Origin of the sequence: Paraburkholderia lebeckiae, assembly GCF_014201005.1 — a bacterium.
Classification (GTDB): Bacteria; Pseudomonadota; Gammaproteobacteria; order Burkholderiales; family Burkholderiaceae; genus Paraburkholderia; species Paraburkholderia tuberum.
Genome location: NZ_JACHDK010000006.1, coordinates 299045 through 312170, shown reverse-complemented (window position 1 = coordinate 312170; position 13126 = coordinate 299045). Strand labels below are relative to the sequence as shown.

Below are 13126 nucleotides of genomic sequence, written 5' to 3'. Positions count from 1 at the left end.
CATCCCAAGCACATGCAAGCTCATAAAGGAATCGAACGATGTCGTCTCCGGCCAATGCAAACGCCAGCCTCGCTGACACCGCGTACGCGCGCTATCCGAGCCTTGTCGACCGTACGGTGCTGATCACGGGCGGCGCGACCGGCATCGGCGCATCGTTCGTCGAGCACTTCGCGGCGCAGGGCGCGCGCGTCGCGTTCTTCGATATCGATGCGAGCGCGGGCGAAGCGCTCGCCGACCAGCTCGGCGATTCGAAGCACAAGCCGCTGTTTCTGGCCTGCGATCTGACCGACGTCGACGCGCTGCAAAAAGCGATCGCCGACGTGAAGGCCGCGCTGGGTCCGATCCAGGTGCTCATCAACAACGCTGCGAACGACAAGCGCCATCAGATCGGCGACGTGACGCGCGAGTCGTTCGACGCCGGCATCGCCGTGAACATCCGCCATCAGTTCTTCGCGGCGCAGGCCGTAATGGAGGACATGAAGGCCGCGCGTAGCGGCTCGATCATCAACCTCGGCTCGATCAGCTGGATGCTGAAGAACGGCGGCTATCCGGTGTACGTGATGTCGAAGTCGGCGGTGCAGGGGTTGACGCGCGGACTCGCGCGCGACCTCGGCCACTTCAATATCCGCGTCAACACGCTGGTGCCGGGCTGGGTGATGACCGAGAAGCAGTTGTGCCTGTGGCTCGACGACAACGGCCGCCGCCAGATCAAGGAAGGCCAGTGCATCGACGCCGAGCTGATGCCGGCCGACCTCGCGCGCATGGCGCTGTTCCTCGCCGCCGACGACAGCCGCATGATCACCGCGCAGGACATCGTCGTCGACGGAGGCTGGGCGTGAGCGTCAGCCCACGCGTGCAGCGGGCCACGCTGCTGCTCGACGCGCAATGCGAGCTCGGCGAAGGCGCGACCTGGTGCGCGAGGAGCGGCCGCTTCTACTGGACCGACATCGAAGGCGCGCGGCTGTGGCGCTACGATCCGGCCGACGGCCGCAGCGATTCGTTCGACATGCCGGAGCGGCTCGCTACCTTCGCGCTGTGCGAAAACCCGCGCTACGTGCTGCTCGGGCTCGCATCGCACCTCGCGTTTTTCGATCTGCAGACAGGCAGCACACAGCGCATCGTCGACGTCGAGCCCGGCATGAATACACGCGTCAACGACGGCCGCTGCGATCGGCAAGGGCGCTTCGTGTTCGGCACCAAGGACGAAAGCGGGCAACGGCAGACGGTCGCCGGCTTTTACCGGTTGAATCACGATCTGTCGCTCGAACCTTTACCGTTGCCAGCGCCGGCGATTTCGAACAGCATCGCATTCAGTCCCGACGGCGCGACGATGTACTACTGCGATTCGCCGACGCGTGAGATCCGCGCGTGCGACTATCGCGCGGACGGCGGCATCGCGAACGATCGCCTGTTCACTCGCCTGACCGATGCGAACGGCATCCCCGACGGCTCGACCGTCGACAGCGACGGCGGCCTGTGGAACGCGCAATGGGGCGGCGCGCGCGTGGTGCGTTACGGTCCCGATGGCGTGGAAACCGAGCGCATCGACGTGCCGACCACGCAGCCGAGTTGCGTCGCGATCGGCGGTGCCGCGCTCGGCCAGGCCACGGGCAGCGCCCAGGGCGAGACGGCGCTCGACACGCTGTACATCACGAGCGCCTACGCCGAGCTCGATGCGACGGCGCGCGCGGCCGATACGCTCGCGGGCGACCTGTTCGTCGCGACGCTCGCGCGGCGCGGTGTTGCGGAGCCGCTGTTTCAGGGCGCGCCTATCTAGCGCAGAATGACGCAGCCCCGGCCGCGCGCCGGAGCCGCGATCCTGAAGGTGAAGCAGAAGTCGATGTGGCAGTTTCGGTCCGCGAGCAATACGCCCGCGACCGGCCGGCAACGAATCGGCAGCATGCAGTTCGGACTCGAGGCGAATTGGTCACAAAAAGTCGCCCGCCACTCCCGTCAACCCTGACGGCAACGTCCCACGCCTCTCGATGGAGCCAGATATGACTGTTGCGAATCTCGTTTCAGCCTCATCCCCAACCTCTCAAACGCGACGCTCGCGACTCGCCGCGGCGGCCAATCCCGTGCTGGCGGGCCCGAGCACGTCGGCGGTGGCCCTCGGCGAAGGCAGCGCCGGCGATGTCGCGTGCATCACGCTCGCCAACTCGCAATTGCGTCTCGATGTCGCGCCGACGCTCGGCGGCGGCGTGACCCGCTTCGACTGGCGCGACGACGGCGCGCTGACGCCGATCTTTCGGCGCTGCAGTCACGTCGGTGTCGATACGCAACCGAACCAGCTGGCCTGCTATCCGCTCTTGCCGTACTCGAACCGCATCGGCGGCGGCCATTTCAGCGTGGCCGGGCGGCGCGTCGAGGTACCGCGCAACCGCGCCGACGAGCCGCTGCCGATTCACGGCGACGGCTGGCTCGCGCAATGGCAGGTGCTCGACGCGGGCCGCGAGCACGTGCGTCTCGCGCTCGACCGCAGCGACGGCAAGCCGTACGCGTTCCGCGCGACACAAACCTACACGCTGGACGGCCCGACGCTGGTCGTCTCGCTCGAGATCGAAAACGCTGGCCGCGAGACGCTGCCGTTCGGGCTCGGCGTGCATCCGTTCTTCGTGCGCGACGCGGACACCGAGCTGTCGGCGGCGGCCGGCGGCCTGTGGCTCTCGGGCGACGACTGGCTGCCGGTGCGCCACGTGCCGGCGCCCCCCGCGTGGCAGTTCGGCGTCGCGTATCCGCTGCCGGAGACGATCGTCAATCACGCGTTCACCGGCTGGAGCGGCCAGGCGGCAGTGGTGTGGCCGAAGCGCCGTCTGTCGCTGAACATCGCCGCCGACACCGACTATTACGTGCTGTACACGCCGCCCGGCGAAGACTTCTTCTGCTTCGAACCGGTCGATCATCCGATCAATGCGATGAACCTGGCGGGCGGCGCGAGCGAAAACGGCATGACGCTGCTCAAGCGCGGCGAGCGATTGACGCGCATGTTCCGCTTCACGGTCGAACGGACTGGACTGCGCTCGATGCCGGGCGGGCGTGGCGCGAGGCGCAGGCCATAGCCGTAGCCGCAGCCGCCGGGCCGGCGAACGTCCGAACGTGCGCCTGGCGCTGCTATCGCCAATGAAGCGCGGGCCGCGCGGTAATCGCCATCGACGGATGGCGATCGTGGGACAGGTAAAATATGCGCCTCCTCCGATTACCGGCTCGCCGCGAGACTCACCATGTCCAATTTCATCCAGACACTCAACGACGCCTGGCAGCGCACGAACTCGCTGCTGTGCGTTGGCCTCGATCCCGAGCCCAGCAAATTTCCCGGCGCGCTCGCGGGCCGCGCCGACGCGATCTTCGAGTTCTGCCGCACGATCGTCGATGCAACCGCGCCGTACGCGTCGTCGTTCAAGCCGCAGATCGCCTACTTCGCCGCGCATCGCGCAGAAGAGCAGCTCGAGCAGCTGATCGCCCATATTCACGCGAACCATCCGGGCCTGCCGGTGATTCTCGACGCCAAGCGCGGCGATATCGGCAGCACGGCCGAGCAATACGCACGCGAGGCCTTCGAGCGCTACCAGGCCGACGCGGTGACGGTCAATCCGTACATGGGTTTCGATTCGATCGAGCCGTATCTCGAGCACGCAGGCAAGGGAGTGATCGTGCTGTGTCGCACGTCGAACGCGGGTGGCTCGGATCTGCAGTTTCTCGAGACAAGCGGCCGGCCGTTATACCAGGTCGTCGCGCAACTGGTCGCGCAGAAGTGGAATGCGAGTGGCCAGCTCGGGCTCGTGGTCGGCGCGACGTTTCCGAAGGAAATCGAAGTGGTGCGGGGGATCGTCGGCGACATGCCGCTGCTGATTCCTGGTATCGGCGCGCAAGGCGGTGACGTGCAGGCCACCGTGAGCGCTGGCCGAACCGCGAACGGCACCGGCATGCTGATCAACTCTTCGCGCGCGATCATCTACGCGGGCAAGGGCGACGATTTCGCACAGGCGGCTGCGCAGGCCGCGAAGGACACGCGCGACCGGATCAACGCGTTTCGTTGAACCGGCGGGCGACCCCGCGGCGGACGATCCCGCGGCGGGCGGCGCGGCGCGTCAGCGCGCCGGTGCGAGCCGCCCGATCAACCCCGCATGCCGCGGATGCCGCGCCTTTAGCGCGTCCACTTCCGCGAGTTCGAACTCGCTGAATTCGAAACCCGGCGCAACCGTGCAGCCGACCAGCGCGAACGATGCCGGATCGGCGCACTCGGCCGCGAACCACAAGCCGGCCGGCACGACGGCTTGACAGACCGTATCGGGATGCGTGAGCGGATTGCCGAGCCGGTGCGTGACGAGCGCACCGCCGGCATCGCTTTCATCGAGCACGTGGACCAGCAGCGGCTCGCCGGCATAGAAATGCCAGACTTCATCGGAACGGATCCGATGCCACGCCGAATGCGCGCCGTCGCACAGCAAGTAATGGATCGCAGTCGACGCCGCACGGGTGTTCCCAATCTCGTTCGGTTCGCCGGCGCGCAGCACGCGCGCGGCCGAGCGGTAGGTCTCCGCGAAAAAGCCGCCTTCAGGATGGGGCTTCAAATCGAAGCGGCGGATCAGTTCGTCCGCGATCGCGCGCGAATCCAGCATTGTCCGCCTCCTCAGCGATAGTTAGCCGCCGCTCAATGCTCGCGTTCGTCGAGTAGCGCCAGCAGGCCGCGCAGCGCGTGCGCCACGGCCTGCACGCGGATCTGGTCGCGGTCGCCCTTGAAAATCTTCGTTTCCACCGACGTATGCAGCCGGTTGCTCCAACCGAACGACACCATGCCGACCGGCTTGGTTTCCGTGCCGCCGCCGGGGCCGGCGACGCCGGTGATCGACAGCGACACCTGCGCTCGGCTGTTGCGCAACGCGCCTTCGGCCATCGCTCGTGCGACCGGCTCGCTGACCGCGCCGTGCTTTTCGATCACGTCGGCCGGCACACCGATCATTTCGCTCTTCGCCTGGTTCGAATACGTGACGAAGCCGCGTTCGAACCAGCCGCTGCTGCCGGAGATATCGGTGATCGCGGTCGCGACCATGCCGCCCGTGCAGGACTCGGCGGTCACGAGCATCAGGCGCTCGTCGCGCAGACGGTTGCTCACGCGGATCGCAAGCTGGTGAACGACGGAATCGGTAGGCATGATCTCAGTCAATCCCGAAAACGAAGCCGGCCGGGCGGCGCGGCGAACGGCAGGGCCGGGCGGCGACCAAAAGAGTCGAACGGTACTCGAACGGTGAACCGGCAGCGCTCAAACCGACATCCGCCACAGCGCAATCACGAGCAACGTAAAGAATGCGGCGATCAGGTCATCGAACATGATGCCAAAGCCACCTTTCAGCCGGCGGTCGAAGTAGCCGATCGGCGGCGGCTTCACCATGTCGAAGAAGCGGAAGATCAGGAACGCCCACACCTGGCCGGTGAGCGTGGCAGGTGTGACGATCAGCAGCACGAGCCAGAACGCGACGATTTCGTCCCACACGACCGCCGAGGGATCCTCGACGCCGAGCCGCTTGGCGGTAAAGCCGCACAACGCGATGCCGCCGAGAAAGCCGACGCCGATCAGCACGCCCCATTCGATAACTGTCAGATAGCGACTCAGCACCGCGAACGAGGCCCACCCGAGCAGCGTGCCGAACGTGCCCGGTGCGACGGGCGACAGCCCGCTGCCGAAGCCGAGCGACACAAGGTGGACTGGATGCGACAGCATGAAGCGCGCGGTGGCGCGGCGCGGCTGAGCAGGCTTCGGCGCGCGCGGTCCAGGCGCCTGGGGCGGCTTACCGCCAAGGAAGTCGTCGGCGGGGCCGAGCGGGGGGTCATTCTGCATGAAAGTGATCGAAACCTTGCAACGTCAGAGTGAGCGGCGCGCCGCTGGCGTTGCGCCACGCGATGGCCGGGCGGTCGGTGGTCGCCTCCAGTGCGCTTATTGTACCGATGCGGGTGACCGGCACGGCGGCCTTCTGCGCGGCGGCCTCGACCGCGGCGCGCGCGGCGGTGGGCGCGGTGAAGCACAGCTCGTAGTCGTCGCCGCCGGCGAGCGTGCAGCGCTGCTGGACGTCGGGCGGCAGGCGGCGTAGCGCGGCCGAGCGCGGCACCGCATCGACGTCGACGCTCGCGCCCACCGACGAGCGTTCGAGGATGTGCCGCAGATCGCCGGCGAGTCCGTCCGACAGGTCGAGCGCCGCGTGTGCGATGCCGCGCAGCGCGAGGCCGAGCGCGATGCGCGGCTCGGGGCGTTCGAGCGCGAGGCGGAACGTCGCGGCGTCGTTCGGGGCGGCGGACCATTCGCCGCGCTGCACGCCGAGGCCGGCGCGCGCGTCGCCGAGAGTGCCGGAGATCCAGATGTCATCGCCGGGTTGCGCGGCATCGCGGCGCAAGGCTGTTCGTGGCGGCACGCTGCCGAATACCGTAATGCACAGATTGAGCGGCCCGCTCGTCGTATCGCCGCCGATCAGCTCGCAACCGTAGCGCTCGGCGAGCGCGAACAGGCCTTCGCTGAAACCGGAAAGCCAGGTTTCGTCGGCTTTCGGCAGCGCGATGGCCAGCGTGAACGCCCGCGGCTGCGCGCCCATTGCGGCGAGGTCCGACAGATTGACGGCAAGCGCCTTGTGACCGAGCGCTTCGGGATCGATATCGGCGAAGAAGTGACGGCCTTCGACCAGCATGTCCGTCGATATCGCCAGCATTTCGCCGGCAGGCGGCGCCAGCAACGCGCAATCGTCGCCAATGCCGAGCGTGCCGCCTTCGGCATGGGAGGGCCGCACGGCGGCGGCGCGGCAGGCAAAGAAACGGTCGATCAGCGAAAACTCGGAAAGCATGATGGCGGACGATGAGCGGAGAACGGGTTGGAGAAATAGCGCGGATCAGGGCGATTGAGCGTGATACCCCGTTGCAAGCGCCGGACCATTCGGACAACGGGCAACGCGCGCTTTCACGCTGTTTCAGTCGCGGCTGTTGTACCCGTATTGAAGGAATTGCGTAGGCGATTGGGGCTACAATGCCGTCGAACGTCTATTCTAATCTGCCCTCCGAAGCCCGCCTTATGTCGAATCCCGTCAATACCAAACTCCGCGAAGCAGCTCTCGATTACCACGAGTTCCCGACTCCCGGCAAAATCGCGATCGCCCCGACCAAGCAGATGATCAACCAGCGCGACCTCGCGCTGGCGTATTCGCCTGGCGTCGCGTTCGCGTGCGAGGAAATCGTCGAGAACCCGCTGAACGCCGCGCGCTTCACCGCGCGCAGCAACCTCGTTGGCGTCGTCACGAACGGCACCGCGGTGCTGGGTCTCGGCAACATCGGGCCGCTCGCGTCGAAGCCGGTCATGGAAGGCAAGGCCGTCCTGTTCAAGAAGTTCGCCGGCATCGATGTGTTCGATATCGAGATCAACGAGACCGATCCGCACAAGCTGGTCGAGGTGATCGCCGCGCTCGAACCGACCTTCGGCGGCATCAACCTCGAAGACATCAAGGCGCCGGACTGCTTCATCGTCGAACGCGAATGCCGCAAGCGCATGAAGATTCCGGTCTTCCACGACGACCAGCACGGCACCGCGATCGTCGTCGCGGCGGCGGTCACCAACGGCCTGAAGGTCGTCGGCAAGGACATCAAGGAAGTCAAGCTGGTCGCGTCGGGCGCGGGCGCGGCGGCGCTCGCGTGTCTGGACCTGCTGGTCGACATCGGCCTGTCGCTCGAAAACATCACCGTGACCGACCTCGCGGGCGTCGTGTACAAGGGCCGCACCGAACTGATGGACCCGGACAAGGAGCGTTTCGCGCGTGAAACCGGCGCGCGCTCGCTTGCCGAGGTGATCGAAGGCGCGGACGTGTTCCTTGGGTTGTCGGCTGGCGGCGTGCTCAAGCAGGACATGGTCAAGCAGATGGCCGCCAGGCCGCTGATCCTCGCGCTTGCGAACCCGACGCCGGAAATCCTGCCGGAACTCGCGCTCGAAGTGCGCCCGGACGCGGTGCTGTGCACGGGCCGCACCGACTACCCGAACCAGGTCAACAACGTGCTCGTGTTCCCGTTTCTGTTCCGCGGCGCGCTCGACGCCGGCGCGACGACGGTCACGCGCGAAATGGAAATCGCCGCCGTCAACGCGATCGCCGAGCTGGCGCGCCAGGAGCAGAGCGACATCGTCGCGACCGCGTACGGCATCCAGGATCTATCGTTCGGACCGGAATACCTGATACCGAAACCCTTCGATCCGCGTCTGATCGTGAAGGTCGCGCCCGCGGTGGCGAAGGCCGCGATGGAATGCGGCGTCGCCGAGCGTCCGATCGAGGACATGGACGCGTACGCGCAGCATCTGCAGCAGTTCGTTTATCACAGCGGCACGACGATGAAGCCGATCTTCCAGCTCGCACGCAGCGTCGAGCCGGAGAAGAAGCGCATCGTGTTCGCGGAAGGCGAAGAAGAGCGTGTGCTGCGCGCGATGCAGATCATCGTCGACGAAAAGCTCGCGAAGCCGATCCTGATCGGCCGGCCGGCAGTGATCGAGCAGCGGATCGCGCGTTATGGCCTGCGGCTCGTCGCAGGGCAGGACTACACGGTCGTCAACACCGATCATGACGAACGTTACCGCGAGTTCTGGCAGGAATACGCGAAGATGATGTCACGCAGAGGCATCACCACTCAAATGGCCAAGCTCGAGATGCGCCGCCGCACCACGCTGATTGGCTCGATGATGGTCAAGAAGGGCGAGGCGGACGGCATGATCTGCGGCACGGTCAGCACCACGCACCGCCACCTGCACTTCATCGATCAGGTGATCGGCAAGAAGCCCGGTGCGAAGGTCTATGCGGCGATGAACGCGCTGGTGCTGCCGAATCGGCAGATTTTCCTCGTCGATACGCACGTGAACGTTGATCCGACACCGGCCGAGCTGGCTGAGATCACGATCATGGCAGCCGAGGAAGTGCGCCGTTTCGGCATCGAGCCGAAGGTTGCACTCGTGTCGCACTCGAACTTCGGTTCGAGCAACGCGCCGACGGCGCAGAAAATGCGCGATACCCTCGAGATCCTGCGCGAACGCGCGCCGGGGCTGCAAGTTGACGGCGAAATGCACGGCGACGTCGCGCTCGACGCCAACCTGCGCCGTGAGGTATTGCCCGATTCGACGCTCGAAGGCGACGCGAACCTGCTGGTGCTGCCGAACATCGACGCGGCCAATATCTCGTACAACCTGCTGAAGACGGCGGCCGGCAACAACATTGCGATTGGCCCAATTCTGCTCGGCGCGGCGAAGCCGGTGCACGTGCTGACGCCGTCGGCGACGGTGCGCCGGATCGTCAACATGGCGGCGCTGCTGGTCGCGGACGTCAGCGCAACCCGCTAACTGCGCATCGCGATCGGGCCGCGACAGGCCCGGCGCCGGTTTTCCCACCGGCGCACCTGAAAAAAGGCGTGCCCGCAATGGGCACGCCCTCAGGGCAAGCGGGGGATCGCCACCCCGAAAAATGGCAATGGCACAGCCTTTCGGCTGAGTGGTTTCAGGCTCTAACAACCGCAATCGAGCGCCTCGGCCGGCGGCCGCTTGCACCGCCTGCGCTGCGTTCGATCACGGTTGAGCTCAGTTTAGCCCGATCGAGCTAAACATTCTGTCAAAAGTCGTCAAAGTCCCCGCCACCGGCTTTTCCGCGGGGGTGAGGCGGGGTGCCATCGGCCGTCGAACGTTGATTCCAAAGGCTATTAGCGATACCCTTACGACTTTCATGGTCGTCAAACTCGTGATCTGACAGCGGGGAAACCTGATACATGGCACGCAACTGGTTGCGCTTGAAAGGCGTGCTGATCGGTGCCGCCGCGCTCTGCGCGTTGTCCAGTTCCGCGCCCGAAGCGCTGGCGCGAGATTACTCGGCGCCAGCTGGGGTGGAAGCGCAGGTGGGCACCACCGCGCTGGCGCAATTGCCGCGCGAGGCGGTCGATACGTTGAACCTCATTGCCGCCGGCGGGCCTTACCCGTATCAGAAGGACGGCATCGTATTCGGCAACTACGAACGGGTGCTGCCCGCCCATCGGCGCGGCTATTACCACGAATACACCGTCCCCACGCCTCACGCGCGTAACCGCGGGGCGCGTCGCATCGTCTGCGGAGGTCCGCTACAGCGAACCGACCATTGTTATTACTCGGACGACCATTACACCAGTTTTAACCATATTGTTGAATGACATTGGGATGAACGGCATGAGCGACAACATCTACGCGCACGATTCCGGAGTCGCGACGGATCTTTTCGCGGCCGGCGACGGCAATTTGTTCCAACGCGTCATGAAGATGCGCGCCGACGAGCAGGGTCGCGACAATCAAAGCGAGGCTGGCACGGTGGTTTCATCGAACGAGGAGCCCATGAGCCTGTTCAGGACGGTGCGGCCGAACATCGTGCAGTCGATCCGCGCGTTCCGCGTGCAGGATCTCGCCGACGAGGCCAACCGGCTCGGCCAGCACTTTCTGTATGCGTACTGCGCGAACGCCGCCTCGAAGCAGGAAGTGCTCGAGACGATCGCGACGTCGTTCCTGTTTCCCAAGCATTTCGGCAAGAACTACGACGCGCTCTACGACTGCCTGACCGACCTCGTGCAAAAGGCCGGCGCGCAGCCCGGCTTCGTGATCGTGCTCGAACACCTGCCGATCGCGCAGAAATTCGACAAGGAAGGGCGCGAGACGCTGCTCGACGTGTTCCGTGAAGCGGCCGAATTCTGGGCCGAGCGCAAGGTCGCGTTCCGGGTGTTCTACTCGTTCGCTTGAGGTTCGCCTGATTTTCGCCTGTTCAGGCGTAGCTGCTTGAGTCTGACAGTGAACGTCGCGGTATAAACGGCAAAGGCCCGCTAATTGGCGGGCCTTTGCTTTTGTCGCGCTGCTTGGGCAAGCTCCCGCTCACCAGCCGCCCCAGCGCGCCGCGAGCCCCGCCAACACTGCGATTCCGGCGGTCTCGGTGCGCAGCACACGCGGTCCCAAGCCAATCGCGGTAAAGCCCTGTTCGACGGCGGCGGCTTCCTCGTCGGCGGAAAGGCCACCTTCGGGGCCGATCAGCAGCGTCACGCCACCAGGCGGCGGCGCGTCAGGCAGCGCCGCAAAGCCGATGCTCGAGCGCGGCGACAACAGCAGGCGCAACTCGTCAGGCGCCGGCTCGCGCGACAGCGTATCGAGCCACGCGCCAATCTCGCACACCGGCATCACGTCCGGGAGCCGATTGCGTCCGCACTGTTCGCACGACGCCCGCACCACACCCTGCCAGTGCTGCTGCCGCCGCTGCGCGCGCTCGCCGGTAAGCCGCACGACGCTGCGCGCGGTCCCGAGCGGCACGAAGCCCGAGGCGCCGAGTTCGACCGCCTTCTCGATCAGCCAGTCCATCTTGTCGCCGCCGGCGATGCCTTGGGCGAGCGTCAGCCGATACGGCGGCTCGACCTCGATCGCGCGAAATTCGCCGATTTTCACGCGAGCCGCACGACGCTCGACCTCGACGAGTTCGGCGCCGTATTCGCCGCCCTGGCCGTTGAACAATGCCAGGGAATCGCCTGGCTGCAGACGCAGCACGGCCACGTGGCGCACGACGTCGTCGGGCAGTGCGATCACGTCGTCGGCGTAAAGCGGCATATCAACAAAAAAACGGGGCATCGACGGGAGACTCTTGAATTCAGGAAAGGTGGCGGGCGAGTGCCCAGCGATAGCCGTCGATATCCTCGACCTGCGCGAAGCGGTCGCCCCAGAACTGGTCCTGTGGCTCGCTCAGCGACTTCGCGCCGGCCGCGAGCGCGCGAGCATACACGGCGTCGACGTCCTCGACATAGACATAGAACGATTGGGGCGCGATTGTGCCCGCGCTTTTCGGCGTCTTCGCGGTCGAGCCGAACGCGCCTTCAGGCGCGAACATCACGATCAGCTGGTCTTGATAGGTCATCTCGACGTGCATGACGACGCCGTCGTCCTGCACGCTGTCGCGCACGTCGAAACCGAACGCCGCCGAGAAAAACGCCGTCGACGCGCGCGCGTCGCGCACGGTCAGATAGGGGGTCAGCCAGGGCACACCGGCGGGGCGGGGGGCGGTCATGGAGTTCTCCGGATCTCGTGGGGCCGCGAGGTTACGCTTGCGGGTTTCGGTCGGGCGCGGCACGCCGGCATCCCACGAACCGATTCGCGCAAGGTGTCCGCGCTTCAAAAGGACGACTTCGTCAACGGGCTCAGTTTATCGCGCGCCGATCGCGCCGCCGAGAATAGCCCCGCGTGCAGGGCTGGTTCGTAATGACGCAGCGAATCGATGCCGCGCGCGCCGAGACGCTCGGCGAGCGTCTCGGCGGTCAGCGCGGCGGGGTCGAGCGTGTTGCTGGCGATCGCCATCAGCCATAGCGAGCCGTAGAGCGGCACGAAGGTGCCCAGCGTGCGCACCTGTGCGAACGCGGCGTGCAGATCGCCGAGCAGCGCGGCGATGCGCGGCGCGTGGTGGTAGGGCGAGCCGAGATGGAGCGACAACAACGCATCAGCGCGCAGCACGCGCTTCAACTGCGCGTAGAAGGTCGGCGTGTACAGACCGGCCGCGGGCGAATCGGGTGGCGTCAGGTCGAATACGACGAGGTCGAACCGCGCGGCCGCGACATTCGTTGCACCCTGCGTCGCGCGGGCCGCCGCCGCGACGTAGTCCGCCGCATCGCCGATCACCAGTTCGACGCGCGGGTCGTCGAACGCACGGCCATGCACCTCCGGCAAATGTTCGTGCGTGAGCCGCACGACCTCGGGATCGAGCTCCGCGACGACGATCCGCTCGATGCCCGGATGCCTGAGCAATTGCCTCGCGGCCCCGCCATCGCCGCCGCCGAGGACCAGCGCCGCGCGCGGCGCCGGATGCGCGAGCGCGGCCGGATGCACCATGCATTCGTGGTAGATGAACTCGTCGCCAGCGGATGTCATTGGACGGCCGTCGAGCGTGAACAGCGCGCCGAGCTGCGGCGTGTCCCAGATCTCGATCGTCTGATAACGGGATTCGACACGCTCGACGAGGCGCGCGTGAGGAAAGCCGTAGACGGCGTCGGGACAAGGTTGGAACAATAGCGGGGCGTTCACGGCGGACGGGCTCGATCGGTAGTGTGGGCACACTGCTCGAATTGTAAATGCCGCCGCCTG

General features: G+C 66.1%; 14 protein-coding genes. 7 read left to right on the top strand and 7 right to left on the bottom strand.

Annotated elements, in window-relative coordinates; all coding sequences use genetic code 11:
• The first annotated feature begins 38 nt into the window (after nt 1–38).
• The 4 genes from HDG39_RS14575 (at nt 39) to pyrF (ending at nt 4037) form a co-directional block, all read left to right on the top strand.
• A complete protein-coding gene (locus tag HDG39_RS14575) occupies nt 39–839 on the top strand; it encodes an SDR family NAD(P)-dependent oxidoreductase (RefSeq protein ID WP_184006554.1) in 801 nt (266 codons plus the stop codon).
• On the top strand, nt 836–1777 hold the full coding sequence (locus HDG39_RS14570; RefSeq protein ID WP_184006553.1) for an SMP-30/gluconolactonase/LRE family protein: 942 nt from the start codon (nt 836–838) through the stop codon (nt 1775–1777). The genes HDG39_RS14575 and HDG39_RS14570 overlap by 4 nt, the downstream gene beginning before the upstream one ends.
• A gap of 220 nt (nt 1778–1997) precedes the next feature.
• Entirely contained in the window at nt 1998–3059 is a 1062-nt protein-coding gene (locus HDG39_RS14565; protein ID WP_184006552.1) for an aldose 1-epimerase, read from the top strand.
• A 162-nt stretch (nt 3060–3221) separates the two neighbouring features.
• Entirely contained in the window at nt 3222–4037 is an 816-nt protein-coding gene (gene pyrF, locus HDG39_RS14560; protein WP_184006551.1) for an orotidine-5'-phosphate decarboxylase, read from the top strand.
• 51 nt (nt 4038–4088) lie between these two features.
• On the opposite strand, the gene HDG39_RS14555 is transcribed toward pyrF, so the two are convergent.
• From HDG39_RS14555 to thiL, 4 genes are all read right to left on the bottom strand, one after another.
• The gene (locus HDG39_RS14555; protein ID WP_184006550.1) at nt 4089–4619 is read right to left on the bottom strand and encodes a cupin domain-containing protein; all 531 of its coding nucleotides are present in this window, start codon (nt 4617–4619) and stop codon (nt 4089–4091) included.
• 32 nt (nt 4620–4651) lie between these two features.
• Complete coding sequence (locus HDG39_RS14550) at nt 4652–5152, bottom strand: CinA family protein (RefSeq protein ID WP_184006549.1); 501 nt, start codon at nt 5150–5152, stop codon at nt 4652–4654.
• Between the two features lie 108 nt (nt 5153–5260).
• The gene (locus HDG39_RS14545; protein ID WP_184006548.1) at nt 5261–5836 is read right to left on the bottom strand and encodes a phosphatidylglycerophosphatase A family protein; all 576 of its coding nucleotides are present in this window, start codon (nt 5834–5836) and stop codon (nt 5261–5263) included.
• On the bottom strand, nt 5826–6827 hold the full coding sequence (gene thiL, locus HDG39_RS14540; protein WP_184006547.1) for a thiamine-phosphate kinase: 1002 nt from the start codon (nt 6825–6827) through the stop codon (nt 5826–5828). Before thiL ends, HDG39_RS14545 begins: the two co-directional genes overlap by 11 nt.
• 179 nt (nt 6828–7006) lie before the next feature.
• On the opposite strand from thiL, the gene HDG39_RS14535 reads away from it, so the two are divergent.
• The 3 genes from HDG39_RS14535 (at nt 7007) to HDG39_RS14525 (ending at nt 10756) form a co-directional block, all read left to right on the top strand.
• Nucleotides 7007–9346, top strand: coding sequence for an NADP-dependent malic enzyme (locus HDG39_RS14535; protein ID WP_184006546.1), 2340 nt, complete (start codon nt 7007–7009; stop codon nt 9344–9346).
• Nucleotides 9347–9765: 419 nt separating this feature from the next.
• Nucleotides 9766–10179: a ribonuclease gene (locus tag HDG39_RS14530; RefSeq protein WP_184006545.1), complete on the top strand. Its 414-nt coding sequence runs from the start codon at nt 9766–9768 to the stop codon at nt 10177–10179.
• 16 nt (nt 10180–10195) lie between these two features.
• Nucleotides 10196–10756 carry a barstar family protein gene (locus HDG39_RS14525; RefSeq protein WP_260327849.1) on the top strand — a complete coding sequence of 187 codons (561 nt, stop codon included), beginning with the start codon at nt 10196–10198 and terminating at the stop codon, nt 10754–10756.
• 129 nt (nt 10757–10885) lie between these two features.
• Here HDG39_RS14525 and HDG39_RS14520 read toward each other — a convergent pair whose 3' ends face one another.
• The 3 genes from HDG39_RS14520 to speE all read right to left on the bottom strand — a co-directional run bounded on the left by HDG39_RS14520 (nt 10886) and on the right by speE (nt 13066).
• Entirely contained in the window at nt 10886–11626 is a 741-nt protein-coding gene (locus tag HDG39_RS14520; protein WP_184006543.1) for a 16S rRNA (uracil(1498)-N(3))-methyltransferase, read from the bottom strand.
• A gap of 19 nt (nt 11627–11645) precedes the next feature.
• Nucleotides 11646–12059, bottom strand: coding sequence for a VOC family protein (locus HDG39_RS14515; RefSeq protein WP_018421817.1), 414 nt, complete (start codon nt 12057–12059; stop codon nt 11646–11648).
• 104 nt (nt 12060–12163) lie between these two features.
• On the bottom strand, nt 12164–13066 hold the full coding sequence (speE, locus tag HDG39_RS14510; RefSeq protein ID WP_184006542.1) for a polyamine aminopropyltransferase: 903 nt from the start codon (nt 13064–13066) through the stop codon (nt 12164–12166).
• Nucleotides 13067–13126: the final 60 nt, after the last annotated feature.

What these genes read in the sequence shown, in the direction of transcription:
- HDG39_RS14575 (WP_184006554.1), top strand. Translation starts at nt 39, where the DNA reads ATGTCGTCTCCGGCCAATGCAAACGCCAGCCTCGCTGACACCGCGTAC.
- HDG39_RS14565 (WP_184006552.1), top strand. Translation starts at nt 1,998, where the DNA reads ATGACTGTTGCGAATCTCGTTTCAGCCTCATCCCCAACCTCTCAAACG.
- pyrF (WP_184006551.1), top strand. Translation starts at nt 3,222, where the DNA reads ATGTCCAATTTCATCCAGACACTCAACGACGCCTGGCAGCGCACGAAC.
- HDG39_RS14555 (WP_184006550.1), bottom strand. Translation starts at nt 4,619, where the DNA reads ATGCTGGATTCGCGCGCGATCGCGGACGAACTGATCCGCCGCTTCGAT.
- HDG39_RS14550 (WP_184006549.1), bottom strand. Translation starts at nt 5,152, where the DNA reads ATGCCTACCGATTCCGTCGTTCACCAGCTTGCGATCCGCGTGAGCAAC.
- HDG39_RS14545 (WP_184006548.1), bottom strand. Translation starts at nt 5,836, where the DNA reads ATGCAGAATGACCCCCCGCTCGGCCCCGCCGACGACTTCCTTGGCGGT.
- thiL (WP_184006547.1), bottom strand. Translation starts at nt 6,827, where the DNA reads ATGCTTTCCGAGTTTTCGCTGATCGACCGTTTCTTTGCCTGCCGCGCC.
- HDG39_RS14535 (WP_184006546.1), top strand. Translation starts at nt 7,007, where the DNA reads ATGCCGTCGAACGTCTATTCTAATCTGCCCTCCGAAGCCCGCCTTATG.
- HDG39_RS14530 (WP_184006545.1), top strand. Translation starts at nt 9,766, where the DNA reads ATGGCACGCAACTGGTTGCGCTTGAAAGGCGTGCTGATCGGTGCCGCC.
- HDG39_RS14525 (WP_260327849.1), top strand. Translation starts at nt 10,196, where the DNA reads ATGAGCGACAACATCTACGCGCACGATTCCGGAGTCGCGACGGATCTT.
- HDG39_RS14520 (WP_184006543.1), bottom strand. Translation starts at nt 11,626, where the DNA reads ATGCCCCGTTTTTTTGTTGATATGCCGCTTTACGCCGACGACGTGATC.
- HDG39_RS14515 (WP_018421817.1), bottom strand. Translation starts at nt 12,059, where the DNA reads ATGACCGCCCCCCGCCCCGCCGGTGTGCCCTGGCTGACCCCCTATCTG.